26 protein-coding genes and 1 tRNA gene are annotated in these 26,307 nt (G+C 40.6%); 14 read left to right on the plus strand and 13 right to left on the minus strand.

What is annotated here, in order from left to right; all coding sequences use genetic code 11:
- Window positions 1-11 precede the first annotated feature (11 nt).
- Complete coding sequence (locus VM932_RS05490; protein ID WP_326277575.1) at window positions 12-1,361, minus strand: NAD(P)/FAD-dependent oxidoreductase; 1,350 nt, start codon at window positions 1,359-1,361, stop codon at window positions 12-14.
- A 129-nt stretch (window positions 1,362-1,490) separates the two neighbouring features.
- On the opposite strand from VM932_RS05490, the gene VM932_RS05495 reads away from it, so the two are divergent.
- From VM932_RS05495 to VM932_RS05505, 3 genes are all read left to right on the plus strand, one after another.
- Window positions 1,491-2,513 carry a glycoside hydrolase family 113 gene (locus tag VM932_RS05495; RefSeq protein WP_326277577.1) on the plus strand — a complete coding sequence of 341 codons (1,023 nt, stop codon included), beginning with the start codon at window positions 1,491-1,493 and terminating at the stop codon, window positions 2,511-2,513.
- A 92-nt stretch (window positions 2,514-2,605) separates the two neighbouring features.
- On the plus strand, window positions 2,606-3,538 hold the full coding sequence (locus tag VM932_RS05500) for a hypothetical protein (RefSeq protein WP_326277579.1): 933 nt from the start codon (window positions 2,606-2,608) through the stop codon (window positions 3,536-3,538).
- A gap of 1 nt (window position 3,539) precedes the next feature.
- On the plus strand, window positions 3,540-4,556 hold the full coding sequence (locus VM932_RS05505) for an N-acetylmuramoyl-L-alanine amidase family protein (RefSeq protein ID WP_326277581.1): 1,017 nt from the start codon (window positions 3,540-3,542) through the stop codon (window positions 4,554-4,556).
- A gap of 3 nt (window positions 4,557-4,559) precedes the next feature.
- Here the strand turns inward: VM932_RS05505 and arsM are convergent, their stop codons facing one another.
- The 3 genes from arsM to VM932_RS05520 are packed head-to-tail and all read right to left on the minus strand — an operon-like array spanning window position 4,560 to window position 6,948.
- Window positions 4,560-5,525: an arsenosugar biosynthesis arsenite methyltransferase ArsM gene (arsM, locus tag VM932_RS05510; protein ID WP_326277582.1), complete on the minus strand. Its 966-nt coding sequence runs from the start codon at window positions 5,523-5,525 to the stop codon at window positions 4,560-4,562.
- Complete coding sequence (locus VM932_RS05515; protein WP_326277583.1) at window positions 5,522-6,337, minus strand: purine-nucleoside phosphorylase; 816 nt, start codon at window positions 6,335-6,337, stop codon at window positions 5,522-5,524. Before VM932_RS05515 ends, arsM begins: the two co-directional genes overlap by 4 nt.
- On the minus strand, window positions 6,334-6,948 hold the full coding sequence (locus tag VM932_RS05520; protein WP_326277585.1) for a TIGR04282 family arsenosugar biosynthesis glycosyltransferase: 615 nt from the start codon (window positions 6,946-6,948) through the stop codon (window positions 6,334-6,336). The genes VM932_RS05515 and VM932_RS05520 overlap by 4 nt, the downstream gene beginning before the upstream one ends.
- 190 nt (window positions 6,949-7,138) lie before the next feature.
- Here VM932_RS05520 and VM932_RS05525 point away from each other — a divergent pair, with 190 nt between their 5' ends.
- Window positions 7,139-8,686, plus strand: a complete 1,548-nt coding sequence (locus VM932_RS05525; protein WP_326277586.1) for a glycoside hydrolase family 32 protein — start codon at window positions 7,139-7,141, stop codon at window positions 8,684-8,686.
- A 613-nt stretch (window positions 8,687-9,299) separates the two neighbouring features.
- Here VM932_RS05525 and VM932_RS05530 read toward each other — a convergent pair.
- Window positions 9,300-9,527, minus strand: coding sequence for a hypothetical protein (locus VM932_RS05530; RefSeq protein WP_014032240.1), 228 nt, complete (start codon window positions 9,525-9,527; stop codon window positions 9,300-9,302).
- 306 nt (window positions 9,528-9,833) lie between these two features.
- On the opposite strand from VM932_RS05530, the gene VM932_RS05535 reads away from it, so the two are divergent.
- Both VM932_RS05535 and VM932_RS05540 read left to right on the plus strand, forming a co-directional pair.
- Window positions 9,834-10,130, plus strand: coding sequence for a hypothetical protein (locus VM932_RS05535; protein WP_326277589.1), 297 nt, complete (start codon window positions 9,834-9,836; stop codon window positions 10,128-10,130).
- An 83-nt stretch (window positions 10,131-10,213) separates the two neighbouring features.
- A complete protein-coding gene (locus VM932_RS05540; RefSeq protein ID WP_326277591.1) occupies window positions 10,214-11,737 on the plus strand; it encodes a GH3 family acyl-acid amido synthetase in 1,524 nt (507 codons plus the stop codon).
- On the opposite strand, the gene VM932_RS05545 is transcribed toward VM932_RS05540, so the two are convergent.
- From VM932_RS05545 to VM932_RS05570, 6 genes are all read right to left on the minus strand, one after another.
- Window positions 11,732-12,364, minus strand: coding sequence for a hypothetical protein (locus VM932_RS05545; protein ID WP_326277592.1), 633 nt, complete (start codon window positions 12,362-12,364; stop codon window positions 11,732-11,734). The genes VM932_RS05540 and VM932_RS05545 overlap by 6 nt on opposite strands.
- Before the next feature lie 186 nt (window positions 12,365-12,550).
- Window positions 12,551-13,018, minus strand: a complete 468-nt coding sequence (locus VM932_RS05550; RefSeq protein ID WP_428979721.1) for a hypothetical protein — start codon at window positions 13,016-13,018, stop codon at window positions 12,551-12,553.
- A gap of 90 nt (window positions 13,019-13,108) precedes the next feature.
- Window positions 13,109-14,530, minus strand: a complete 1,422-nt coding sequence (cls, locus tag VM932_RS05555; protein ID WP_326277595.1) for a cardiolipin synthase — start codon at window positions 14,528-14,530, stop codon at window positions 13,109-13,111.
- 136 nt (window positions 14,531-14,666) lie between these two features.
- Window positions 14,667-14,909, minus strand: a complete 243-nt coding sequence (locus tag VM932_RS05560; protein WP_326277596.1) for a hypothetical protein — start codon at window positions 14,907-14,909, stop codon at window positions 14,667-14,669.
- 44 nt (window positions 14,910-14,953) lie between these two features.
- On the minus strand, window positions 14,954-15,115 hold the full coding sequence (locus VM932_RS05565) for a DUF1328 family protein (protein WP_207070961.1): 162 nt from the start codon (window positions 15,113-15,115) through the stop codon (window positions 14,954-14,956).
- Between the two features lie 170 nt (window positions 15,116-15,285).
- Window positions 15,286-15,981 carry an SOS response-associated peptidase gene (locus VM932_RS05570; protein WP_326277599.1) on the minus strand — a complete coding sequence of 232 codons (696 nt, stop codon included), beginning with the start codon at window positions 15,979-15,981 and terminating at the stop codon, window positions 15,286-15,288.
- A 215-nt stretch (window positions 15,982-16,196) separates the two neighbouring features.
- Here VM932_RS05570 and VM932_RS05575 point away from each other — a divergent pair, with 215 nt between their 5' ends.
- Complete coding sequence (locus VM932_RS05575; RefSeq protein ID WP_326277601.1) at window positions 16,197-17,234, plus strand: helix-turn-helix domain-containing protein; 1,038 nt, start codon at window positions 16,197-16,199, stop codon at window positions 17,232-17,234.
- A 73-nt stretch (window positions 17,235-17,307) separates the two neighbouring features.
- Here VM932_RS05575 and VM932_RS05580 read toward each other — a convergent pair.
- Window positions 17,308-17,380, minus strand: a tRNA-Phe gene (locus VM932_RS05580).
- Window positions 17,381-17,482: 102 nt separating this feature from the next.
- Between VM932_RS05580 and VM932_RS05585 the strand changes: the two genes are divergently transcribed.
- The 7 genes from VM932_RS05585 to VM932_RS05615 all read left to right on the plus strand — a co-directional run bounded on the left by VM932_RS05585 (window position 17,483) and on the right by VM932_RS05615 (window position 25,533).
- On the plus strand, window positions 17,483-18,211 hold the full coding sequence (locus tag VM932_RS05585) for a type III pantothenate kinase (protein ID WP_326277603.1): 729 nt from the start codon (window positions 17,483-17,485) through the stop codon (window positions 18,209-18,211).
- Window positions 18,212-19,477: a BamG family beta-barrel-assembly machinery protein gene (gene bamG / locus VM932_RS05590; protein WP_326277605.1), complete on the plus strand. Its 1,266-nt coding sequence runs from the start codon at window positions 18,212-18,214 to the stop codon at window positions 19,475-19,477.
- Window positions 19,478-19,580: 103 nt separating this feature from the next.
- A complete protein-coding gene (locus VM932_RS05595; protein ID WP_326277606.1) occupies window positions 19,581-20,951 on the plus strand; it encodes a hypothetical protein in 1,371 nt (456 codons plus the stop codon).
- Window position 20,952: 1 nt separating this feature from the next.
- Window positions 20,953-21,555 (plus strand): LPS export ABC transporter periplasmic protein LptC, encoded by a 603-nt coding sequence (lptC, locus tag VM932_RS05600; RefSeq protein WP_293165437.1) that lies wholly within the window; start codon window positions 20,953-20,955, stop codon window positions 21,553-21,555.
- 1 nt (window position 21,556) lies between these two features.
- Window positions 21,557-21,760 (plus strand): hypothetical protein, encoded by a 204-nt coding sequence (locus VM932_RS05605; RefSeq protein ID WP_326277608.1) that lies wholly within the window; start codon window positions 21,557-21,559, stop codon window positions 21,758-21,760.
- A 62-nt stretch (window positions 21,761-21,822) separates the two neighbouring features.
- Window positions 21,823-23,052: a hemolysin family protein gene (locus VM932_RS05610; RefSeq protein ID WP_428979720.1), complete on the plus strand. Its 1,230-nt coding sequence runs from the start codon at window positions 21,823-21,825 to the stop codon at window positions 23,050-23,052.
- Between the two features lie 360 nt (window positions 23,053-23,412).
- Complete coding sequence (locus VM932_RS05615) at window positions 23,413-25,533, plus strand: peptidylprolyl isomerase (protein ID WP_326277611.1); 2,121 nt, start codon at window positions 23,413-23,415, stop codon at window positions 25,531-25,533.
- Window positions 25,534-25,624: 91 nt separating this feature from the next.
- Here the strand turns inward: VM932_RS05615 and VM932_RS05620 are convergent, their stop codons facing one another.
- Window positions 25,625-25,864 (minus strand): hypothetical protein, encoded by a 240-nt coding sequence (locus VM932_RS05620; protein ID WP_326277613.1) that lies wholly within the window; start codon window positions 25,862-25,864, stop codon window positions 25,625-25,627.
- Window positions 25,865-26,307 lie beyond the last annotated feature (443 nt).

Raw genomic sequence — 26,307 nt, forward strand, 5'->3', positions numbered from 1 at the left:
ACGTAAACCAATCAACCCAATTGGAAGATGCGTTTTAGGTTTTTCTTTTTCAGTTTGATGGATTTTCCAAAATCGGTATTGTACTTCGACACAATTTGAGATTCAAAATTTTTATAAAATTCCGGATCAAAATTAGCATCTTCGAGATGCTCCATTACATAATCGACATTTCTTTTTTCGTTGAGCCAACGGTCAAACACTTCGTGCCGTAAACGGATACCAAAGGTGTTGATGCCCAAAAGTGTTTCGGAATCTCTATCAAAAGCTATGGTGATACAGATTTTTTCGTTGGGATGTCTCCAGTGAAAATGCACTTCCGATTCTTTTTTCTTTTTTTCAGGAAATACCCAACCGTAGGTTTGGTATTCGATATCCAGAAACTTGGCCGAGTTGAACCAGTGTCCGGGATTGTACTTCATTCGGTTCCCGCAGATGGTCTGGGCAAGGACTTCTCCCATCATCCGTCCTGTGTACCAAACGGCTTCAACGGGTCGGCGGTTGCCAATGGCTTCGTGCTGTTCGGCACAGTCTCCAATGGCATACACATCTTTTACGTTGGTTTCCAGATAACGATTTACTTTAACACCACGGTCGAGTTCAATCCCGGAATCGTGTAAAAAATCAATGTTAGGGGTAACTCCTGCGGTCAATCCAACTAGACTGCACTCGATTTCTTCCTTCGTTTCTTCAATCACAACAGATTTTACCCTCCCGTTTTCATCTGCAACAATTTCTTTGAGAGAGGCACCCAAACGCAGGTCGATATGATGTTCCCGAATATGCTCGTTGATCATTTCAGATTCACCTTGGGGAAGCACTCCGTTCCAAAAACTGGTTTCGCGTACCAAAAAAGTAACTGGAATATCACGTGTTCGAAGCATTTCGGCCAATTCAATGCCAATTAGGCCCCCTCCGACAATTACAGCGCGTTTACATACTTTATTGTTGGGGGCGTTTACTTCCAAAAGCTCCAAGTCTTGTTTGGAGTAAAGACCTTGGACCCCGTCCAACTCTTGACCGGGCCATCCAAATTTGTTGGGTTTGGAGCCTGTAGCAATGATTAGTTTATCGTAGTTGAGGTCTGGTGAACCATCAATCTGCAACTTTTTTTCTTGGGTATTGATCTCGGTGACGTATCCCTTCACCAAATCAACCCTGTTCTTCTTCCAAAAGTGGTTTTCGTAGGGTTGGGTATGTTCAAACTTCATGTGGCCCATGTACACATACATTAAGGCGGTCCTTGAAAAAAAATACTCGGATTCGGCGGAAACAATAGTGATTTTTTTGTCGGATAGTTTTCGGATGTGCCTTGCGGCAGTAACACCGGCTATTCCATTTCCAATAATAACAATGTGTTCCATGGGTTGGGTTTGATTGTATTTATGTGTCGAGTCTTACGGGAATAACTTAACAGTGAAATGAAATTTAATAAGAATTTGGCAGCTAAATGATGTTTTAAAATTATTATTTTAGAGGGTTTCACAATTCTTATGAAGAAGGTAGTTCTATTATGGGTCTTTATTTTTGCTTCTTGCAGTAGTGGCAAATTAGCCAAAGTCAACGGTGTCAGTTTTGTGTCGTCCCGGGAAGAAGTGGCGCAACACCACATAGATCCTGTCCTTAATGTCCAAGCTAATTATGCGGCCATTATGCCTTTTGGCTTTATTCGTGATTTAGATTCACCCGAATTGGTTTTTGACTCGGACCACCAATGGTATGGGGAGCGGAGGGAAGGAGCCAAACAGTATATTGAAAAAATGCATCAAAACGGGGTAAACGTGATGGTAAAGCCTCAAATCTGGATCCACAGGGGTGAATTTACAGGTAATATGAAGATGCCTACGGAGGAGGATTGGAAGAAACTCGAAGCATCATACGAAAAATTTATCTTGCTATATGCTGCATTGGCCGAAGAAACACAGAGTGATATTTTTTGCATAGGAACGGAGTTGAAAACCTTCGTAAACGAGCGACCTGAGTTTTGGACCAGCCTTATCCAAAAAGTAAAAAGGGTGTACCACGGTGAGCTTACCTATGCCGCCAACTGGGACGAGTATGCGAAAACTCCGTTTTGGTCGCAGTTGGATTATATTGGGGTGAACGCCTACTTTCCATTGTGTGAAAAGGAAAACCCTACCATTGAAACATTGACCGAGGGCTGGCAACCGTGGAAAGCCAAAATGCGGGAACTGGCTGCACAAGAGGATAAACCAATACTTTTTACGGAATTTGGGTACCGAAGCATGGACTTTACCGGCAAAAAACCTTGGTTGGTGGACCGAAACCAAATGGATGTAAATCTTAAGGCTCAAGCAGATGCTACACAGGTTATCTTTGATGAATTTTGGAACGAGGATTGGTTTGCCGGCGGCTTTGTTTGGAAGTGGTTTATGCAGCACGATCAGGTAGGGGGACATGAGGATAACCGGTTTACTCCCCAAAACAAACCTGCCGAATCTGTAATCAGAAGACAGTTTGCAAATGTAAAAGAATCCAGTCTTCAGGATCAATAAATTAATTTGTCCGAAATTTTGGGCTATTTCGTAACCGAGCTACGTGTTTTTTTTCCATATTTGCAACACATCCCACCCAAATACATACAGTAATGAAATCACGATTATCCCTTCTTTTTTGGGTTTGGGCCTGTACATTCATTTTTGGACAGGAAAGTACATACTACAAGGTGGTTGCAGAACAAGGAGACGGTATTTTTTCCCTGCTTCGCAAACAAGGATTGGACCCTGCCAAACACTACGGAGAATTTCTGGAACTCAATTCGGACAAGATAAAAAAAGGAAGCGCGCTAAAACTGGGTGAGGAATACAAAATTCCCTATGCCGATGATTCTTTTAAGAAGACCGGAGTAATGGTCGAAGCCATGGCAGATGCGGAAGAACCGATTTTTGATAAGGAACTTGGCCAAATGTCCCTTAAAAGTGATAAACTCAAAGATGCCGTTTATTATTTGATCACTGAAAACAGTACGGATAAGGACAAAAGTTTCGCAAAGGATGTTAGCCAACGCTTGGCGGCAGAGTTAATGGTGCATGGAGCACAGGTCTACATAATGGGGGAAGATGCTTCCCACAATGTGTTGAAAGATACTGCATCCGATGATAACCCAATGGGTAACTATATCAAAGAAATCAATAAGCGTTACTTGCAGAACACAGGTAAATATCAACGCGTGCTTATTATTCGTTCCAAAAATATTACGGAAAGTACCAACATGAGCGTGGCCGTTTATCATTACAACAAAAGCACCCAAGGGCAACGTTTTGCACAAAACCTTCAAAATGTGTTTAAGGAAAAAAGTATTTCCAGTAGATCTTCCAATGAAGCCAGCCTGATTTTCGAAGATTTGAATAGTTTGTATTTGGCAAGAAACATGCTGCCGGCCATTAGTTTACTTACTATTGAAAGTGGTTCCAATACATCGGCCAGCAAGATTTCCCTCAAACCCAACAAAAAAGAATTTGCAAACTTAATCAGTGATGGCATTATGAATGATTACGTTGATTTAGAATTTGAGAATTAACATGAAACCTTTTCAGTTTACTTTTTTACTTATCCTTTTGCTTCAAGGAGCAATATGGGCCCAAGAGGAATTCCCAAAAGTTGTTGCGCAAGAAGGAGATGGCATCTATTCACTTTTGCGGAGACATGGCGTGAGCCCAACAAAGCATTACAACAAGTTTGTGACGTTGAACGCAGAAGATTTGGGGGAGGATGAATCGTTGTTTATGGGACGTTCCTATGTATTGCCGGATACTTTGGCAACGAAGAAGGTGGAGGAGATTGATCACGGAATTACTTACCCCATTTTTGGAGATGATTTTAAAAAAGTTGATGCCGTAAGCAAACGCTTGGACAATACAGTCTATTATTTAATTTCAGGACACGGTGGGCCAGACCCGGGCGCTGTGGAAAAGTACCGTGGTAAATTAATTTCCGAAGATGAATACGCATACGATGTAACACTTAGATTGGCCCGAGAATTATTGTCACACGGCGCAGAAGTGCACATTATTGTGCAGGATGAAAATGATGGTATCAGGGATGAAAGGCTTCTTGAGCTGGATACGGACGAAACAGTGCTATCCAATAGCATTCCCCTAGATCAACTAGAACGTTTAAAACAGCGTAGCGAGGCGGTCAATAGGCTGTACCTGAAGAACTCGGGGAAATATCAACGCTTATTGGTTACCCATGTGGATAGTCGGGGCGAGGGTACCAATATTGATGTGTTCTTTTACCATCACGAAAAAAGCAAAAACGGTAAAAAACTGGCTGAGAGTATCCACCAGACCTTTTTGGGGAAGTACAAAAAATTTCAGCCCAATCGATTGTACAATGGCACTTTTATGGAACGTAGTAGTTTATACGTTGTAAAAAATACGCTTCCGGCCATGGCTTACATCGAGATAGGGAACATTAGGAGCAAAAAGGACCAGCGTAGGATTCTAAACCCAGATAACAGGCAGGCTTTGGCCAATTGGATTTCCGAAGGAATTCTATTGGATTATGAATCTTCCAAGACAGAAATTTCAAAATAACCCTTAACAACACCCACCCCCATTATAATGCCAAGTACTTTCACTAACATGGATTTCATCTGAAGCATTGGCCAAGGCCCCTGCGGTTTTATCGCATACCGCCAAAGGTTGGTTTTGGAGCAGCACATGGCCCTTTCCGTCATCAAAATATTCCTTATCACCGTAGTAGATGGCCGTTTTTCCCGTGAACATACACGGGCCATCTTCTGGCATGGGGTCTTTAATGGCGGCTATCTCAATGGATTCAATGTGGATGAGCTCGTCCGTTGGGTAGTGGTTGGGCGATAATACCCTGTACGACCTTCTGCCCCTGATTTCTATAGTGCCAAACCCGGCATCGGTCAAAACCTTTACGTAATCTTTTAATGGAATGCTTCCGCTGAGGCATTGCGCCCTTAATCTATCATCGTTTCGGAGTTCCTCGCTCATGCGTTGCTCACAAATGGGGTCGCTCATCACCAATCTTCCGTGTGGCTTTAATACGCGGTACATTTCGGAAACCGCTTTTTTCAAGTCTTCTATCTTAAAAATATTGAAGAGGCAGTTTTGTGCGGCCACGTCAATACTTTCATCTTCCACAGGTAGGTTTAAGGCATTCCCTTTTACCAAGTTTACATACTCACTGTTGAACCAATCGTTCTCGGCTTCAGCAATTTTAAAGTTTTTTCTAGAAGCTTCCAGCATTTCATCCACGGAATCCACTCCGGTAACCCCGCCTTTTTGTCTGGAAAAATAGGAGAATTGGAGCAGTTCCATTCCACCACCTACACCTACGTAAAGAATTTTGGGATTGTTTACCAAGTCCTGGGCAGATACAGTGCTGCCACAACCATAGTTCATTTCTTGCATGATTTTGGGTATGGAAAGCCCTGGGAATTGCCATATTGGGTTTGTGGTGCAGCATAGCCCTACATCTGGAGTTAGGGCTGCTTCTTTATACAGGTCTTGGGTCGCTTCTAAATAGCTCATAGTTCTTTGATTAATTCTTTAAACAGCTTGATCATTTTTGGCTCCGTTTGTCCGGCAATTTCCAAAATCTCCTGAACATCAACCGGTTTCAGGTTATCTGGATCACATTCATCTGTTAAAACGGAAACCGCTACAATAGGTAGTCGTAAATGATTGGCCACAATTACTTCGGGAACGGTGCTCATACCTACGGCATCGGCTCCCATAATTTTGAGCATTCGGTATTCAGCCTTGGTTTCCAGTTGCGGGCCTACTACCGAAGCGTACACCCCTTTTTGCAGGGAAATATTTTCCCGGGATGCTATGGTTTCAATTTTTTTGCGCATTTCCACATCGTAGGGTTCGCTCATATCCACAAATCGGTTGCCAAATTCAGATACATTTTTGAACGCCAAGGGAGAACCTCCTTGCAGATTGATATGGTCTTCGATCAACATAATATCCCCTTTTTTAAAGTCGAGGTTGATGGCTCCCGCGGCATTGGACACAAAGAGATTTTTTATGCCTAACTGATGCATCACCCTAATGGGATAGGTGATATCCAAGAAATCGTAGCCTTCGTATAAATGGAAGCGCCCCTGCATTACCACTGCTTTTTTGCCCTCTATGGTTCCGTAGATCAGTTTGCCTGTGTGGAACTCAACCGTTGCCAAAGGAAAATAGGGTATGTGGTTGTAATGGGCTTCGATGGGATCTTCAATGCTATCTATGAGCTGTCCTAGACCGGTTCCCAGTACAATGCCTATTTCCGGGGTCTCGAACCCTCGTTTTTTTAAGTATTCAACCGATTCGTCAACTTGTTTTAGTGTCATTCGCTTATATGTTTTAAAAATGGCTCAAAGGCCTCAATATCTTTAATGTCTTCGTAGTGATCAACGTCATTTTTTTCGTCCAAAAGGGCGATTTTTTCTGATTTTAAATCCGATAGGGTATCGGAAAGAACGGTATCTGTGCCCCAAGCTTTGTTTTGGAACAGTTCAACCTTTAAATATTTCATTCCCAAAAGATAATATCCGCCATCTTCGGCAGGCCCCACAACATAGTTGTGACCTTTAAATTTTGAGAAAGCCTCTTCCAAATCGGACTGGTTTAGGTGGAACATGTCGCTTCCAATAACAATGATGTTTTCAAAACCGGCACGGAACCCTTCCCTAAAGGCGTTCATCATGCGTTCACCCAAATCTTTTCCTTTCTGAAGCTTTTTTTGGTACAGCTTGTTGTCCCAAATGTCATCTTCCCAAATACTTTCGGAATAATACACCCATTTTTTAACTTTCAAATCCTTGGTAAACGATACGGTTTTGTCCAACAAAAACTTGTAAATATCCAAAGCCACTTTGTCGCCTACCTTGGTCGCCAAGCGGGTCTTACATTTACCAAGTTCGGGGTTTCGGGTCAGGATTAAAAGTAGGTTTTTGCTCAACTTATTTAGATTTAGTTGGGGTTTGCAAAACGCTGTTTAAAGATAGGTAGATTTTTGGTTTCATTCCTTTCATGAAAAGGGGAATTATTTTTTTGAATATAACGGTGATTGTCCTTCAAAATGGTATATGAAGCATGTAAAGCGGGAGATATAATTTGTTTATCTTGAAAAAGAATTTTAACCCAAGGTGATGTTAAGACTAATTATTAGCTGTATAGTGGTGGTTGCACTTGTCTCTTGCAAGGATAAAAGGGAAGAAGTGGCAAATCAAACGGAAAAAAAATCATGGTACAAGGAGGAATATCGTCCGCAATTCCACTTTTCACCAAAGGAAAAATGGATGAACGACCCCAATGGTTTGGTCTTTAACCAAGGGGTTTACCATCTTTTTTACCAATATTACCCAGAGGATATTGTTTGGGGGCCCATGCATTGGGGACACGCGGTAAGTGAGGACTTGGTACATTGGAAGCACAAGCCCATTGCGCTTTACCCGGATGAACACGGCTATATTTTTTCTGGAAGTGCAGTTGTGGACAAGAAAAACACATCGGGTTTTGGAGAAAATGGGGAAGCTCCTTTGGTAGCCATATTTACATACCATTCCAAGGAAGGAGAAGAGGCTGGTAGAATGGATTTTCAAACACAGGGTATTGCTTATAGTTTGGACAATGGGGATACTTGGAATAAATATGAAGGCAATCCTATAATACCAAATGATGGCATTAAAGATTTTAGGGACCCCAAAGTATTTTGGCACGAGCCGTCACAAAGTTGGATTTTGACCTTGGTTGCCGGTGATCATGCCAAATTTTATACATCTAAGAACTTAAAGGATTGGGACTATTTGAGCGATTTTGGTAAATCGCAGGGGGCTCATGGCGGGGTATGGGAATGTCCTGATCTTTTTCCATTGCAAGTAGATGGTTCCGAGAAAGAAAAGTGGGTGCTGATCATAAGTATAAACCCCGGAGCGCCCAATGGCGGTAGTGGAACCCAATATTTTGTTGGGGATTTTGATGGTAAGGTCTTTACTTCCGATCAAAAAGAGCCTAAATGGTTGGACCATGGCACGGATAATTATGCAGGGGTAACTTATAACAATGTTCCAGAAAACAGTCGATTTTTTATTGGTTGGATGAGCAACTGGAACTATGCCCAGGACACACCGACCAAAAAATGGCGAAGCGCAATGACGGTACCCCGAAAATTGTCGTTGCACAAAGTTGCGGAGGATTACTTTTTGGCCAATTACCCAATTGACAAAATAAGTGATTTGACCAATTCAACATTGGTCAATGAGGTTGGGGTAGCGGCCAATACATCGGATACCTTGCAGGTAGAAGGGCTCAATCAATCAGAGATTCGGTTTAGGACGGCCGCTAAAAAGTTCAAGCTATTATTTAAAAACGAATTGGATGAGGTACTTGTATTGAGCATGGATTCCGAGAACCGGATTTTTTCGGTAGATAGGGCCTTATCGGGTAAGGTTGATTTTCAGGAAGATTTTGGAGCCAAAAAGCATGTAGCACCTTTAAATGGTATAGCGGGAGATGTAAAAGAGTTCAAAATATTAATGGATTGGTCGTCCATGGAATTGTTTGTGGACAAGGGGATGCTTGCCATGACTGAACAAATATTTCCAACAAGCCCTTACAATACCTTAATTGTTGTAAATGAGGATAAACAGGCTCCCATTGCAATTGAATCCATAAAGAAGATGGAATCGATTTGGTAAGGATAAACGATATTGGTTCCTTTACAAGGAAATAGTATATGTCCAGCTCTAGTTATCGTAAGGGATGTGAGCAACTTAAAAGAACGAGTAAAACTGGAATTTGGCACTCCTTTCAAGAATGGAATAGAAAAAAGGGGCGCCTGAATAGGAGCCCCATGAAGACACATTACTAACTATACTGGGTATTTTGATTGATGTGCTAGTGTTTATATAGCTAACTAATGTAAAGGTAGATACTGCTTAAAAGAGAGTAGACGGATAGTGCAATTACAGCGTACCAAAAAAGGTATCCTAGCTTTGCTTCTATAGTGTTCATTTTTCTGAGTGTTTATTTAGTTGAGTTAAAACTACACTCCTAAATTATCTAAAACACAACCAACTGCAACCCATATTTTTATTGGTTGCAGTAATTAAGACATAATTGGTCGCAAAACTTATGTAAATGGAAAAAGTGTTCCTTGTGGGACAGGAATGAGCTAGCAAATAAGGTTTTATTTTCTGAAATTCAGTTGTTTACGACTTTATGGAAAGTGGGGGAAGCAAAAGTTTTGGGAAGGATATTCGTTTTTGGAAGTACAAATATCCTTCCACAAAAGGATTATAATTATAGTAATTAAACTAAAGGAGAACCTTTAAGTCTTTTTTCTATTTTACGCTTCTTAGCTGTAATGTTCTTCATGGTTTCCATTAATTTGGAATCCTTGGTTTTTTTGTAGATCTCGTTAATGGAAAGAATTAAGCTCTTTGCTTCCCTTGAGGCCTTAACCCTATCGCTGGTGGACATATGGCTCATGGGCCTTTTTTCAAACTCTTCCGCCTTTTCTAGTAACTCGTGGGTCATTTTTTGTTTTTAAAATTATTCGTAATCGGCTAAATATAAGAGTTAGTTTGATATTTTTTGCCTATGGAACCATTTGATTTTCATATTTATGAAAAGATTAAGAAGTTGAATCCAATAAGTCCTATTGAAATCTAAAAAAATAACGGAATTGGGTTAATCTCACTTCTATCCGTTTGATAATCTGTCCATCCTCTAATTGTAAGTTAAATTTGGGACAAGGTGTTTTGTGCTATTTTCAATGTTAAATTAATGTAATTTAAACGTAAAGTACGTATTATTTGAGCTATTTTTGTATGAAAACGAGGCTTGAAGATTATCTGGAAAAAAGTATCGGGCAAAAGTAAATTGAACCATCTGCATATTGTTAATTTGGAATATGCTGTACGGTTACAAGTTGTAAGAATCCTTATCAATGAGGCAGAACACCTTATGGATTATCTTTCCTTGGTCGTAATTGAGGTCAACTCATCCAGTGGGCATGTTTCCGTACACGAAGAAACTCCGGAGCCTCTTTTTTCCAAAATTGCCGATAACTTTGTGCAGCCCGAAACCCACAAAGCTTCTAGAGTATCGCCATCCTTGGAGGCAACAATAAATCTTTAAGATCATTTGAGTCAATCTAAAAATGGATTGAGTAAATTGGATTGTAGCTATGTAGGTATATTTGATTCTATAAGTTACCCAATATGGCAATCATAGGAAATATTATAAAGGGCGTTATCGAAGCACGAGATGCTCTCAGCAAGGCAACAAGCCCAGTCGAGGAGCAGAAAAAAGTCCTTATAGAATTATTGGGCCAGGCGAAGGATACCCAGTTTGGCAAGCAATATGATTTTGCTACCATATTAAAATCCGATGACCCCCAAAAGACTTTTGCAGAAGCTGTACCCTATCACGATTATAACAAGATCACCGATGAATGGTGGAACAAGACCATTGAGGGCAAACCTGACATTACCTGGCCGGGGAGTCCTGATTTTTTTGCACTATCATCCGGTACTACGGGAAAAAACCCAAAAAGAATACCGGTTACCAAAGATATGTTGGATTCCATTACCCGCGCAGGCAGGCACCAGGTGTTTGCCATGAGCAATTTTGATATGCCCGCTGATTTTTTTGAGAAGGAAATTATGATGTTGGGGAGTTCCACCAATCTACAGGAGCGCGGCGGTAAAAAGGAGGGTGAAATTAGCGGAATAAGTGCCAGTAACATTCCATTTTGGTTTAAAAAATACTATAAACCTGGAGATGAAATCGCCAAAATAGACGATTGGGACGAGCGTGTCCTTTCCATAGCAAAAAATGCCAAAAATTGGGATATTGGAGCACTTAGTGGAATCCCTTCATGGATGGAGCTAATGCTCAAAAAGGTTATAGATTATCATAATGTGGACAATATTCACGAGATATGGCCCAACTTGCAGGCCTACACCTCCGGAGGGGTTGCCTTTGATCCCTACGAGAAAAGTTTTAATGCCTTGTTGGACCATCCCATACAAATTATTGATACCTATTTGGCTTCCGAAGGATTCTTTGCCTGCCAAAATCGTCCAGGGACATCGGCGATGAAACTCATAACAGATAATGGTATCTATTTTGAGTTTGTGCCCTTTGAACCGGAATATGTGAATCAGGATGGTTCGTTGACCGATAATGCTCCGTCCATAACCTTAGAGGATGTTGAAAAGGATAAAGACTATGTTCTGATTATATCCACCGTATCTGGAGCGTGGCGTTATATTATTGGAGATACCATCGCTTTTACCGATGTGAAACGTGCTGAAATAAAAATTACGGGGCGTACCAAGTTTTTTTTGAACACCGTAGGCTCTCAACTTTCCTTGAACAAACTGAACGATGCCGTTAAACATTTGGAAAAGGAACTGAACATAAAAGTTCCCGAATACACACTTTGTGCCAAACGTTTTGATGATGGCTTCTACCACTCCTGGTATTTGGGGTCCGATAAAAGTTTGGATGAAGAAAAAACAGCAACTGTTCTGGATAACTACCTAAAAGAGGCCAATAAAAACTATAAAGTGGCCCGAAGCAAGGCTTTGGAAGGTGTAAAAGTAAATTTTGTGCCCCAACAAATATTTACCGATTGGAACGGGGCCAACAAGAAAAAGGGCGGTCAGGTAAAAATGGAACGGGTAATGGGCGAGGATCGCTTTAAGGAATGGGAGGATTTTATATCCAAACAATCATAAGAGGTTGTTTTTAATGGAGTCTTGCTCCTTTACCATTTCCATAATTTCATCAGGAGAGAGGTAATATTGCTTTATCCTTGTTTTGTAGGTTTCATCAATTTGGGAATGGTTGAGAATAAACCGTTTGGTCTTCAAAATATATTCGGACATACCCCGAGATACCGCAAACGAATCCGCAGCACGTTCCGCTTTTTTTACAAATTCCTTCAAGAGCACATAGCGAATTCCAAAACCAATAAGGTTAAGGTTGCCCCGCTCTTGGTAGTCCATAACATGGCCGAGTTCGTGGCCTATCCATCCAATTAAAACATCTTTGGGAACATCTGCCGTTTTAAATTCTTCCCCGGATATTTTAAACTTTTCACTGATCAAAATTACATAGCTGCGCTTGTTTTTGGATTTAAGAAGGCCGCTCCATGTGGGTTGGGCTTGCATCACCGATTTTTTAATGTTTTTTTTAAACTTGAACTCAATGGGAATGCCTTTAAGTTCTGGAAAATACTGCAAGGCAATTTTAACCTCTTGTTTTATTCTGTCCGGAATTGTGTTTTTGGGTTCTTTCAAAATAACGATAACTAAAAATACGGCTATGAGTAGTAGAAAAAGTAGCTTTAGTTTTCTTTTCAAGATTAAAGGGTTAAAAAAAACAGGTCTAAAAAGTATTGACACGGCGTTCTGAACCTGCCTTCCGATAGGCGGGTTTATTTCAGAATCCCACTATATTGATAAACAAATCATTATAAGGGCCCGAAACAAGTTTAGGTTGACAAAAATCGACTTTATAGAACTATTTTCGATTTGATTTTACTTTATTTAGAACTGATATCGGAGTCCAAGTGCAATATCCAAGTCGAGATCATCGGAATAATTGTCGTTAAAACCTAGTTCCGGTCTCATGTCCAGCGAAATGAGCAATGGAATATCAAAATCGTATTCAATACCAATATCACCGGCGACAAGGGCAAAAACGCCATCGTTCTCACCTGTATCAAAAGACCCTACACCTCCACCGGCACCAACATACCAATGAAATCCTCCGTCTATGGGCATTACCCATTGGTAAAGACCTGCCAATTTAAATGCATCAACATTGTTTGAATCCCTCCAACCCAGATCAAACTCCAATCTGTTGTTTTCCTTGAGATAGCGTTGATAGGAGATTTCCCCTCCAAATCCGTCGTTATCGCCCACTCTTATACCCAATGCGTTTTTTGATGTGCTCTGGGCACTTACGGTTGTTGCTCCAATTAAAAATAGTATTGAAAATAGATTCTTCACGATTGTTTTCTTTTGAAGCAAAGATAGTTTTGTACTGGGGTTGACTTATCTCTATTGAATTAATGATTGATGCAAATAAGAATTGAGATGGGCTTATAACAGCGGTTTGAAGAATTTGAACAATCCTTCCAAAAATCTGAACCAAATGGTCCTGCTCTGAAAGCGCTCCAAAGTAACGGGTTCCGACTTTTCACATATTTTTTGAAACTCCTCGGTCATTTCGGTGTTAATTTCCTTGTTGTAAATAAGGATATTGGTCTCGTAGTTAAGTTCAAAGCTTCGGATATCAAAATTTCCAGAGCCGATGGACACCAAATCATCGTCGACAATCATTATTTTGCTATGCGAGAAATCTTCTCGAAGGTATATTTTAACACCAACCTGAAGCAATTCTTCAAAATGGGAGAACATGGCAAACTTAGCTGCTTTGGAGTCGGATTTTTTGGGCACCAAAAGGGAGATATTTACACCCTCCATTGCGGTAATTTTTAAACTTTGTAAAAAAGCCTCCCCAGGCACAAAATAGGGATTTGCTATGCAAATGGAATTTTTTGCCTGGTTCATCATGCCAATATATTGTTGCATAATGGTCGGATGCTTGGAATCTGGCCCCCCTGCCACCACTTGTGCACGAACATCGCCCGCCGTTTGTTGCTCGGATAGGTAGTCTGCGATATGGAAATCCTCTTTGTTGCTTGCAAAAAAGTAATCCTTCAGGAAAATCAGATGTATATCGTTTACAATGGGCCCTTCGAGTTTTAAGTGGGTATCTTTCCATTTGCCCAATTCGTTTTCTCGTTTAATGTATTTATCGGAAACATTGACACCACCTGTAAAAGCCACTTTGTTATCTATGATCACAATTTTTCGATGGTTCCTAAAATTGAGCGAGAACAGTAGGTTTTTAAGTCGAATCGGCATTATGGGATAAATCTTTACCCCAACATCCTGAAACTTTTTCCTGGGGCGCCCCCTTAATTGGTAGCTGCCCAAGGAATCGTAAATAATTCTAACTTCTACACCTTCTTTGATTTTTCTTTCAAAAAGTTCCAACATTTTATCCAAAAGGGTACCTCTTTCCAAAATATAGTACTGTACATGGATAAAGTTTTTGGCTTCTTCCATGGCTTTGAAAAGCACATTGAAGGTTTCCTCGCCATCTTGAAGAGGTATTATTTTGTTCCCTGTTTTTGCAGTGGTGTTGGAGTTGGCTTTTATTAATCGGTTGAGTCTTTCTTTTCGAATATCTGCATCAAAATGGGTCAGGAATTTTTCTTGGGCAGAAATTTTAGGGGGAGTGTATCTGTTTCTTTTTTCAAATTCTTTTGTGTTGAAGAATTTAAACTTTCTGCGATTCATCCCAAACAGATAGTAGAGAACTGCTCCCAAAATGGGCAAAGTTATAATGGCAAGTGCCCAGCTTATGGAGCGCGACGGCCTTCTTCCGTGATAAATTATGGCCCCAATGGCCCAAACGGAGGTCAGAACATATAGGATGGTAAGGACGGTCTTCAAAAAAAATGGTGGTGTTTATTTGTCCTAAGGTATAAACGAATATTGGTTTATCAACATTTTGGGGAGATAATTAGGGGGGAGGGCAATAAAAAACTCTGGCAATTTTTTGCCAGAGTTATGTGGTATAATGTGAAAATTAATGTGGACTGTCGTCTGTGGCATCTTCTACTTCATCTACCACGTCATCGGCAGCATCCTCAATGTCGTCCCCAACATCTTCTGCGGCATCTTCCACATCATCGGCAGCATCCTCCACTCCGTCTTTCACATCTTCAATGGCCTCTTCGGCTTTATCTTCTTTTGTTTCTCTGCAACTGGTTATACTCAAGGTAAGTGCCATTGCAATTAGCATTGTAAATAAACTTATTGACTTTCTCATGGGTTCTCGATTTTAGTTTAATGATTTTTAATTAGTGTGTGTTTCTACAACTTTTTTCTTCCTGTTATCAACGAAATAATAAATAGTACAATAAATATGAAGAAAAGAATTTTAGCTATACTTGCCGCTCCTGCTGCAATTCCACCAAATCCGAATATACCGGCTATAATGGCCAATATGATAAAGATGACCGTCCAACGTAACATAATAGTAGTGTTTTTTGTTAATGTCTGATTGATTGTTAATCAGTACATTACAAATGTAGCTTGCTTTTGGTCAGAAGCTTGCCGTTTTTCATGTTAATGTTGACTCAAAAGAAGCATTTCACGTTTTTTTGGCATGAAAATCTTCTTTTTAGAAGGTTGTGGATTTGTTTTTAATGTTGCAGTCCAACAAACAATGGCCCCAATTGGGTGTTTGAGCTTAAATTCTTTAGAAAAAATTCGTTGGATAGGCGTTTGGCCTTCAACTTTACCTTTTTGGGATTTTGGATAATTTCTTCCAATCTTTTTGCGTCGGAATCTGTGCTAAGCCAATCGGAGGCCTGTTCTTTGGGAAGAATAACAGGGGCGCGGTTGCTAATGTTGTGGTAGCTGGAAACGAATGGGTCCGTTTTGCCCACCGTTAACGCAGCACACAAAAAACCATCGTTTAACCTGTTGTAGGTGCCTGCCAAGAAAAAGGGTTTTTCAGTTGCCCGGTAAATATAGTAGCTACATGTATTGCCATTTTCCAAAAGATGGGTGTAAAAGCCTGTTGCAATAATCAAGCAGCGTCTCTTTTTATAAGATTCTTGCATCCAGCCAATGCTTTGCAGCTCATCCATCTGCACGTTCAATGTATTGGTCTTGTCCTGAAATATTTGCCAGTCTTCTTTAAAGTCTTGGGGCATAAGTCCCCAAATGGCAAACAATATTTTATTTGGGTTTTCCATGGTCACCACACTTAAGTTGGTCTCATGAAAGCCATTGATAATAGGGTTTGGCAGGTATAAATTTGGATATCTGAACGGGATTCCAAACTCTTTTTCTATCTCTTCTCTCCCTGCTTCATTTGAAAGTTTGTAAATCATAATTATCTGGAATCTTATCTCCAAATAAGCATGAAGTTGGCAAAAAGGTTGACTCAAACCAATTATATTGTAATGCTTTCCATAAATTTTATCAAAAATGCACAACAGGTTAAAACTATTTTAAAGGTAAAGGTGTATAGTTGTACAAACCGCCACAAAGCCTATCTTTATGGGATTAAGACCTAATTTGAAATAAACAGCAGTATAATATCCCAATGATAAAAATCAATGTTGACGCTCAAGATACCGCCGAATCGGTGGGGCAAATAAAAAATGTGATTGGTGGGGAAATAGAGGAAAGATGGGGGCAGTACACTTTGAGTGTTTCCAACAATAAGGCAAAGGGGAGTATCCGTTTTATCACCTTCGATTGGGGGGTAAGTTTATTGGAACTGGACATTACTTTTTTTGATGAAGTATTGATTGAGGTTGACACTTCAAATTTTAACCCCATCAATTTTTACTATTGTCTGGAAGGGTATTGCGGACATAAATTCGGGTACCAGCCGGAAGGTAAGATCAAGATCATGGAGCAATTCCAATCCGTTATCCTTACCAATCGTGATGGCGGGATTACGGACAGGTATTTTCCCAAGGACGTGAAGGTTTCCCAGACCGTGATACAGGTGCGTAGAAAGCCCTTTTTGCGCAAAAGGCTTAACCAGGGAGAGGAACTCAATAAACAGTTGTACAAAGTATTTTTGGACACCGACCAAGAGAAAGTGTTTGCTTACTACGGTTCTTACAATTTGAAAATAGCCGAGGTTATGTCTGCCATGAAAAAGATCAAGGCAAAGGGAATGATCCGTATTATGATGATCGAGGGCTATGTCTATCAAATATTATCCATGCACATGATGCAGCATAACAAAGAGGTGATGAACAAAAGGCCTCAAACCAGCTTATTGAAAAGGGAGCTGAAAACGATTCGCAGCTATGCAAAAAAAATAGAGAAGAACATCGCCAAGGACTTTTCGTTGGAAGATATTTCTGCCGAAACAGGCCTTACCCAAGCAAAGCTCCAAGAAGGGTTTAAGTTGTTGTACAATAAAACGGTAACGGAATATATAAGGCATGCAAGGCTGGAACTGGCCCGCGATTACATTACAACAACCGAAATGAACATTTCCGAGGTGGTATACTCCATTGGATTTACCAGCAGGAGTTATTTTTCCAAGATTTTCAAGGAACGATACGGTTTGAGCCCCAGTGAATTCAAGAACAGTAAAAAGGACGCACAGGTAGCGGATTAAAGGGTCTTGATCCGATTAAAGTTACTTTGGTCGCATAAAACAAAAAAACCCGGCAAATTTGCCGGGTTTTTTGTGGTACCTCCAGGAATCGAACCAGGGACACACGGATTTTCAGTCCGTTGCTCTACCAACTGAGCTAAGGTACCATGCTGTATTAAGCGGGTGCAAATATAATTTCAAAATTAGGATATACAAACAAAAACCCGAAAAAAAGGCCCTGATTTTTTCCAATTACCGATCTTTGCTGTATGAATCTGGTTATCGACATAGGCAATACCCTAATCAAATACGCTGTTTTTGAGAATAGAAGGATAATATACAACCATAGCTTTGAATCTGGCCTGTTCCTGTCAAAAATTAAAGAGCTGTTCGAGAAGTATCCGCGAATCAACAACGCCATACTTTCATCCGTAGGCAAATTGGACCGAAAGGAAAGGGATGTCGTGGCTCTTTTTTGTAAGGTACACGTGCTCACAAGTGAGTCCAAAGTCCCTTTTAAAAACAGTTATGCCACCCCAAACACCTTGGGAGTGGACAGGTTGGCCTTGGCCACAGCGGCATTTTACCAAAATCCGCGCGGAAATACCTTGGTAATAGACGCTGGCACTTGTATTACCTACGATATGGTAAACAATGCGGGAGAATATGTAGGTGGGGCCATATCCCCGGGCGTTAGGATGAGGTACAATGCCATGCACAACCAAACGGCAGGGCTTCCTTTGCTTGGCCCTAGCGATTTGTTGGACTTTATTGGCAACTCTACGGAATCGTGCATGCATAGCGGTGTGATTAACGGTGTAACGCAAGAAGTGGACGGGGTAATTCGCCAATATCAATCTCGTTTTCAAGATTTAACAGTTATTTTAACAGGTGGAGACTCCCATTTTTTTGCCAAAAGGCTAAAAAACACCATATTTGCGAACTCCAAATTTCTCTTGGAGGGGCTAAATTGCCTGCTGGAATACAATACAAACTGAATGATTAAAAAAATTCTGATCGCTTTTTTCTGCGTGACTGCCCATGGCTTGTTCGCACAAAATGGAACTATTTCGCCATATTCTTATTTCGGAATCGGCGACCATCGGGACAACGGGTCCGTGGACAACCAAATGATGGGCGGCATAAGTATGTATGGGGACAGCATCCATATTAATCTATCCAATCCGGCAGCATACTCCAAGCTTAGGTTAACTGCATATACAGCGGGGTTGTCCCATAAAGAATACCGACTTAAGAACTGGACGGAAGAGCAAAATACATCAGTGACCAATCTGGATTACCTTTCCATTGGTTTTCCTTTGGCAAAAAATGTAGGTTTTGGTTTTGGCCTAATGCCTTATTCCTCTGTTGGCTACAGTTTAAACTCCTCCTCCGAAAACAGCCAAGGTGCGGAAGTGGCCAATTTTTTTACGGGAGAAGGAGGGCTTAACAGATTATATGCCTCCATTGGGTTTGAGCCCATAAAAAATCTTAGTTTGGGAGTTACTGCCAACTTCAATTTTGGAACTTTGGAATACGAAAGAATCCAGAGTGTTGAAGGGGTGCAGTTCGGAACTTTGGACAATCGTGAATCAAAAATAAATGGTTACGATTTTAAATATGCCTTAAACTATACGCCTAACATAAAAGATAAATACACACTTTACACCTCGGTTTTGGTAAATACCCAAGGCAATCTGGTATCAAAAAACACACAAACACTTGGGTCCTTTTCACTTTCAAACGGAAACAATGTAGAGGTAGTGGATGTAAACCTAGATGCCTCCAACCTGCGGAACACCGAGTTGAAGATACCTACACGAACAACGGTTGGCCTTGGTTTTGGGGAGGACAAAAAATGGTTTTTGGGAGCGGAGTACAGTTTTCAGCAAATGAGCGATTTTGACAATACGTTCCTGGGTTTGGACAACGTAACATATAACGATGCCAGCACCTACGCCTTTGGAGGGTATTGGGTGCCCGATTACCGTTCGCTTTCCGGTTACTTTAAGCGGGTCACCTATCGTGCCGGATTACGGTACGATGTAAGTGGTATGACGGTGAACAACAAAGAAATAAACAACTTTGGCATAACTTTTGGATTAGGATTACCCGTAGGGGCAAACTTTTCCAATCTCAATGTAGGATTTGAATTGGGAAGACGTGGAACTACCGATCAAAACTTAATTGAAGAGAGTTATTTCAAAATCAATATAGGCTTATCGTTAAACGATAGATGGTTTCAGCAGAGAAAAATAAATTGATAGGCCTTTTTTTTAAAAATTTGATAAATAACCACCTATAGAAGGTCCTCTAAGAGGATTTTTTAATGAAAATTTGTACTTTAACACCTTTAAAACTAGTAAGATGAAAAAGAGACACTACTTAACAATGATAATGGTCACCATGTTGACGGGATTAAGTATGGCACAAGCACAGAACCCCGAGTGCATGACCAATCTATCGATTTATGCAGAACACGTAAAGGTTAAAAATTATGATGCGGCATACGAGCCATGGAAAATGGTTTACGAAAGCTGCCCGGATATCAATAAAGCCAATTTCTCCTATGGAGAAAGAATTCTGAAGGCCAAAGTTGAGAGTTCGACAGGAGCCGAAAAAGATGGTTATATCCAAGATTTGTTGGACCTGTACGATAATAGTCTAAAATACTTCCCAACAAAATACAGTAAAGCTGGTGTAGCGATAGACAAGGCATTGTTGATGTACGAAAGCAAAATGGCTTCAGATGAAGAGTTGTTCAATATGTTGGACAAAGCCTTCCAGGAAGATCAAGCCAATTTCAAGAACCCAAGAGCTTTGTACCTATATTTCTCTAGCCTTGTAGATTTACATGGTGCCGGTAAAAAAGACCTTCAGGATGTATTTAATACTTACGATGATGTTACCGGAAAAATAGAAGAGGAAAATAAACAGTTGACCGAAGTGGTAACCAAACTTCTTCCAAAAGATTCTTTGGGTACATTGACATCTAAGGAGAAAAGAGCACTTAGAGTAGCAACAATTAATTCTGAGTCTTACGGTAAAGTCGCAAGCAGTGTAGATTCCAAATTGGGTGCATTGGCCGACTGTGACAACCTTATTCCATTGTACGAAAAGAGTTTTGAGGAAAAGAAAACCGATGTTAAGTGGGTAAAACGTGCCGTAGGAAGAATGTTCTCCAAAGAATGTACCGATGACCCCATGTTCAGAAAATTGTTCGAGGCCCAATTGGCTTTGGATCCATCCGCAGATGCATACATGTACGGTGGAGTGCTAAAACAAAAATCTGGAGATATGAACGGTGCCCTTGCTGACTTTAACAAAGCAGTGGGACTGGAAACAGATTCCTATAAGAAATCCGAAATCCTTTATAAAATTGCCACTACCGTTAGAAACAGTAGTAAATCACAAGCAAGAAGCTATGCGCTTAAAGCAATAGATGCAAACCCGGCCAACGGTAAAGCATATTTGTTGATCGCCAACCTTTATGCAACAAGCGCCAACTCCTGCGGTAGTACACCGTTCGAGAAAAGAGCAATCTATTGGAAAGCTGCCGACATGGCCAGAAAAGCCGGTAGGGTAGACCCTGCTTTGAGCAGTCGTGCAAATCAAACAGCGGCCAGTTATGCTGCCAAGGCACCATCCAAAGAGATGATTTTCAGCTCAGGAAAAGCCGGTCAAAGCATTTCTTTTAGCTGTTGGGTAGGAGGTAGCGTTACCGTACCTAATCTATAGGGTGAAACAGAAGTTACAACATATTTTAAAGAGCTTTGCCACGGTTTTTACCGTGGCAATCCTTTTTATATCCTGTGGTGACGATTACGAAAGGGTGGGTGAGGAAGCCGTTAAACCTTTGTTTCCACAAGGCGTGGCACAAAATTTCACCTTGACCTATACGGAGACGGTTGAGACCATGAGTACCCAAGACTCTGCCAGTTCGAGGGTGGTGGCCGTGCTTAGTAGTCCATTGTCCGAGGATTTTGACAATCAAAGATTTAAATTCCGTACCTTCCCAAAGGGACTTCAGGTTGATTTTTACGATGAAAAAAACCAAAAAAGTGTTATTGTGGCCGATTATGGTATTGTATATTCACAGACCAATTTGATAGATTTGCAAGGAAATGTGGTGATTGAAAGCCACGATGGCAAAAAACTGGAGACAGACCAGTTGTACTTTGACAGAAAGAACAATTGGATTTTTACCGAAGCCGCATTTAAATACACCAATCCTGAAGACGGAACCGTAATGGACGGCGAAGGAATGGATTTTAATAAGGATTTCACTTTTTTCAAGGCGCACAAGACCTACGGATTAATGACGATTAAAGAAGAAGAATAGGATGATCAAAATTTTACGATACACAGAATATCTATACTTGGCCGTAGCGGTCATTTCCATTTATAAGATTGTTACACTTTGGAGCGTAAACCCAAAGGAGACCTATATTTTTATCTTCTTTGCAGTGGTTTCCATTGCTATGTTCGTTTTCAGAAGAAGATATCGGAAACGCTTTGAACAACGAAAAAAGGATAATCAACAATAACATTGGATTCCTCCCTTATAATTATAGTGCTTTCCCTGCTGTTCTCGGCATTTTTCTCAGGAATGGAGATTGCCTTCGTTTCAGCCAATAAAATTCATATTGAAATAGAAAAAAAACAAGAAGGTTTCTTGGCCAAGGTGCTTACCCTGCTCACCGATAAACCTTCAAAATTTATTGCCACCATGCTCATAGGCAATAACATTGCGCTGGTTGTATACGGACTTTTTATGGGAGATGTGCTTATGGAATGGTTCCAGAATTTGTTGCCTACAAATTATCAGTTCCTAAATGCCTTGTTGACGGATTTTAGTTTGCTTTCCCAAACGGTCATCTCAACCTTGTTGATTCTTGTGACAGCGGAGTTTTTGCCCAAGGTGTTTTTTCAGATATATTCCAATGCACTGATTAAGATTTTAGCAATTCCTGCCTATTTCTTTTACCTCTTGTTCTCCATCATATCTTGGTTTGTGATCAAAGTGTCCGATTTTATCTTGAGGGTATTTTTCAAAACCGAAGGAGATGAGGTACAACTATCCTTTACCAAACTGGAATTGGGAGATTATATCAACGAGCAAATGGAAACCGTTGAGGAAGAGGATGATGTAGATTCCGAGATTCAGATTTTTCAGAATGCATTGGAGTTTTCAACCGTAAAAGCGAGGGAAGTAATGGTGCCCCGTACCGAGATTACCGCGGTTGAAATTAGCGAGACACCAAAAAACCTTGCCAAACTATTCTCTGAAACCGGTTATTCAAAAATTCTGATCTATAAAGACAGCATTGACGAAATAATCGGTTATGTTCACTCCTATGAGCTGTTCAAAAGGCCAAAGACCATCAAAAGTATATTACTTCCCGTTGAATTTGTTCCCGAGACCATGCTCATTCAGGACATATTGAATGTGCTTACAAAAAAACGTAAAAGTATGGCGGTGGTCTTGGACGAATATGGGGGCACATCGGGTATTTTAACGGTCGAGGACATTATCGAGGAGCTTTTTGGGGAGATTGAAGACGAACACGATTCCACCGATCTTTATGAAGAGCAAATAAGTGAGACCGAGTATAAGTTTTCGGCACGTTTGGAGGTGGATTATATTAACGAAAACTATAAATTGGAGCTGCCCGAAGGAGAAGAATATGAAACCTTGGGAGGATTGATCGTAAATAAAACGGGTGAAATTCCCGAACAGGATTCAGAAGTGACCGTCGGTAACTTCACCTTCAAAATTTTAGAGGTATCCACTACCAAAATAGATTTGGTAAGTGTACGCGTCCATACTGAAGATTAACCCCTTTTGCATGATGTTTTCATTTTTTCCAATAAACACTTCAGCACAAGTGCGAAGCATAGCCAAAACAAGTGTTTTTAGGGTGAAAAATCGTATTCTACATACAATTCTCACTACTCCACATTGAAAAACCACAGGAATTGACGATATGTGTCCAATTGTACTATAGGCTGAAGATTAATAATTTCCGTCCCTTTTTTAGCTTTCCTATTTGAAAAGAAAGTGGTATTTTCGCCCACTGAAATTAACTACCCCGGGGCAGGGCCACGAGGTATTCAAACAAAAAAAATAATTCATTTCGACGCAGAACGTCGGGGAATAAAGTTCTCATTGAGGGCTTTAAAGAAAACAAGCAGTAAAATGGCAATATTAGAGAATATTAGAAAACGGACAACAGTTCTTATTCTAATTATTGGTTTGGCGTTGTTCGCATTCGTAATATCGGGAGTTTTCAGCAGCGATAATTTTTCTGGCGGAAAAGTAGGCTCCACGGTTGCAGAGGTAAATGGAGAAAATATTCCCATCAACGAGTTTAGAGCTCAGGTAGAAACCGCTTCCAGAAGATATGGGCCCAGTGTTACTTCAACCCAGTTGGTGAACATGGTATACGATCAAGAAGTAAGAAAGGCCATTTTGAACCAACAGTTCGAAGAATTGGGAATTGATGTGGAAAGCGACCAGATCATTGAGTTTGTGAGAACTTCGGGTTATGCCCAAATTCCAGATTTCCAGGACGAGAACGGAGTATTTAACGAACAAGTATTTAAAAGTGCCATTGCTGATTGGAAAGCAAACGACCCTTTGCGTTACGATGCCTGGTTGCAAGATGAGGCATCCATTATACAAGCGGCCAAGGAGCGTATGTACTTCAACTTGGTAAAAGGAGGGGTTACTGCTACCCTTACCGAAGGAAAGATGAACTACGACATGGCCAACGATAAGGTGGATTTGCAATACGTTCGCATTCCTTACACTTCCATTGCTGATAGTACGGTCGAAATTTCCAAAGGTGATATAGAAGCGTACATCAACGACCACAAGGCAATGTTCGAGCAAGATAAGGCACGCGATATCCGTTTTGTGTATTTTGAGGAAAAGCCTTCTGCTGAAGATGAGAACAGTGTAAAAGAAGAGATTACCGCTTTGATGGATGATTCTGTTGAATATTCAGAGGCAACGGATAGCAACGATACCATACTTGGTTTTAGAAATACCAAGGATATGGCCGCGTTTCTGGACAGATATTCCGATTCCAAATTCGATACCATTTACAAAGCTAAAAAGGACCTTCCATCTGTAGTGGCTGATACTTTGATGGCGATGAGCATTGGAGAAGTATACGGGCCTTACAAGGATGGGGATTCTTATAAAGTGTCCAAAGTAATGGACCGAAAGGAAAATGGAACCGTAAAAGCAAGTCATATCCTTATAACTTGGGAAGGAGCCGAGCGTGCCAACCCATCTATTACAAGAACCAAAGAAAAGGCCGAGGCCGAAGCAAAAAGATTATTGGCCGAGGCCAGAAAAGAAGATGTGACCTTCACTGCTTTGGCGAGAGACAACTCAGACGGGCCTTCTGCGCCACGCGGAGGAGACCTTGGGTATTTCCAAGAAGGAGTAATGGCAGATGAGTTCAACGATTTTTGTTTTGGAAATCCGACCGGAACCATAGGTTTGGTAGAAACACAATTTGGATACCACGTTATTAAAGTTGACGACAAACAAGATGTTATTCAGGTAGCTACCTTGGCAAGAGAAATTGAACCATCGGAAACGACCATCAACAAATTGTTTACCGATGCAACCAAGTACGAAATGGCCGTTATGGAGGCAGAACCAGAAAACTTTGGGGATATTGCTAAAGAAAGCAACTACACAGTTAGGCCCGTAAACAAAATCAAGGAGATGGAGGAGAACCTTCCGGGTCTTGGTTCGCAACGAAGCATTGTACAGTGGGCTTTTAACGAAGATACCAGTGTAGGGGATATTAAACGATTTAATGTAAACAACGGTTATGCCGTGGTACAGTTGACCAAAAAGTACAAAAAAGGACTTATGGCCCCCGAGGATGCTTCAGCAACAGCATTGCCAGCTATTAGAAAAGAACTAAAGGCAAAACAAATCATAGCAGCAAACAAAGGAAAAGCCATGGATGCCATTGCTTCGGACAACAATGTAAGTCAAAGTACTGCCTCTGCCGTAACATTGTCGTCACCAACCTTGCCTGGAGCTGGTAGAGAGCCTTTAGTGGTCGGAACAGCGTTTGCCATGGATAAAGACCAGACTTCCGATTTAATTGAAGGAAACACAGGAGTGTATATGATCAAGGTTACCAACAAAACCAAAGCTCCAGATGTAGAAAACTATAGCACCTATGCTCAAAATTTGCAGGCAAGTGCAGCCGCAAGGGTCAATGGTGCGGTTTACAACGCTTTGAAGGATAAAGCCGAGATTGAAGATAAAAGAGCTACGTTCTACTAGGATTTAGCTATATGAGATAATAAAAATGCCTCCCGAACGGGAGGCATTTTTTGTTGATTACATTATTATTTGCTTTCAGGTTCATCCCATTTCATCTTATAGCAGATATGGGTGGTTTTCCCTTTGGAATCAACTGTAATTTCAAAACCTTGTTTGGTGCTGAAGTAGGCATCACGTAGCAAATACCATTTGCCATTTTTGAAAAGAACTCTCTTTTATCGGGTTTCCATTCTGCAATAGGGTAGATGTAATCTAAAAGTACTTGAAAATATGGGGCGGATTCTTTGTTCAAAATAAAATCGTCACTGATATAACCGGTAAGTTCCGGCAAGTCGGTATTGATTTTAATACGTTCAAACGGTTTTACTTGATTTCCATTGTCTATTACAATAAACTCATTGACCTGTTTTTCCTTTTCACCATAGATGTTTTTGGTCTTACATTCCCTTCAAAGTTTTCTGGTTTTTAATCAAAGTGTAAATCATGATTCCATAAAACAGCAATGGAACAAGCTGTGCATAAATGTTCAGTAGCTTAAAATCATCAATTGAGGTGGTCCAACTGTAAATGGTTAAAAAACAGTGTGTAAAAACAGAAACATAAAGAGAAAAAGGAGTTTTTTTGTTAAAAAGCTCACTTTATCCTTGGAGAACAATGGTGTGTTTTCCCAGAACGACATAGCCATCATTTATGTCTTCTGGCTTTAAGTTGCAAAAAAGAGAGGTTTGACGTAGGGGTTAATTGACCGATGCCCCAAATCGATTAATGGATGCA

Source organism: Flagellimonas halotolerans (assembly GCF_035818535.1).
In the GTDB taxonomy this organism is placed as follows: domain Bacteria; phylum Bacteroidota; class Bacteroidia; order Flavobacteriales; family Flavobacteriaceae; genus Flagellimonas; species Flagellimonas halotolerans.

Bases quoted from the DNA above. Each gene is read 5' to 3' on its own strand.
- VM932_RS05490 (WP_326277575.1), bottom strand. From the start codon at position 1,361: ATGGAACACATTGTTATTATTGGAAATGGAATAGCCGGTGTTACTGCC.
- VM932_RS05495 (WP_326277577.1), top strand. From the start codon at position 1,491: ATGAAGAAGGTAGTTCTATTATGGGTCTTTATTTTTGCTTCTTGCAGT.
- VM932_RS05500 (WP_326277579.1), top strand. From the start codon at position 2,606: ATGAAATCACGATTATCCCTTCTTTTTTGGGTTTGGGCCTGTACATTC.
- VM932_RS05505 (WP_326277581.1), top strand. From the start codon at position 3,540: ATGAAACCTTTTCAGTTTACTTTTTTACTTATCCTTTTGCTTCAAGGA.
- arsM (WP_326277582.1), bottom strand. From the start codon at position 5,525: ATGAGCTATTTAGAAGCGACCCAAGACCTGTATAAAGAAGCAGCCCTA.
- VM932_RS05515 (WP_326277583.1), bottom strand. From the start codon at position 6,337: ATGACACTAAAACAAGTTGACGAATCGGTTGAATACTTAAAAAAACGA.
- VM932_RS05525 (WP_326277586.1), top strand. From the start codon at position 7,139: ATGTTAAGACTAATTATTAGCTGTATAGTGGTGGTTGCACTTGTCTCT.
- VM932_RS05530 (WP_014032240.1), bottom strand. From the start codon at position 9,527: ATGACCCACGAGTTACTAGAAAAGGCGGAAGAGTTTGAAAAAAGGCCC.
- VM932_RS05540 (WP_326277591.1), top strand. From the start codon at position 10,214: ATGGCAATCATAGGAAATATTATAAAGGGCGTTATCGAAGCACGAGAT.
- VM932_RS05560 (WP_326277596.1), bottom strand. From the start codon at position 14,909: ATGAGAAAGTCAATAAGTTTATTTACAATGCTAATTGCAATGGCACTT.
- VM932_RS05565 (WP_207070961.1), bottom strand. From the start codon at position 15,115: ATGTTACGTTGGACGGTCATCTTTATCATATTGGCCATTATAGCCGGT.
- VM932_RS05570 (WP_326277599.1), bottom strand. From the start codon at position 15,981: ATGATTTACAAACTTTCAAATGAAGCAGGGAGAGAAGAGATAGAAAAA.
- VM932_RS05575 (WP_326277601.1), top strand. From the start codon at position 16,197: ATGATAAAAATCAATGTTGACGCTCAAGATACCGCCGAATCGGTGGGG.
- VM932_RS05585 (WP_326277603.1), top strand. From the start codon at position 17,483: ATGAATCTGGTTATCGACATAGGCAATACCCTAATCAAATACGCTGTT.
- bamG (WP_326277605.1), top strand. From the start codon at position 18,212: ATGATTAAAAAAATTCTGATCGCTTTTTTCTGCGTGACTGCCCATGGC.
- VM932_RS05595 (WP_326277606.1), top strand. From the start codon at position 19,581: ATGAAAAAGAGACACTACTTAACAATGATAATGGTCACCATGTTGACG.
- VM932_RS05605 (WP_326277608.1), top strand. From the start codon at position 21,557: ATGATCAAAATTTTACGATACACAGAATATCTATACTTGGCCGTAGCG.
- VM932_RS05610 (WP_428979720.1), top strand. From the start codon at position 21,823: ATGGAGATTGCCTTCGTTTCAGCCAATAAAATTCATATTGAAATAGAA.
- VM932_RS05615 (WP_326277611.1), top strand. From the start codon at position 23,413: ATGGCAATATTAGAGAATATTAGAAAACGGACAACAGTTCTTATTCTA.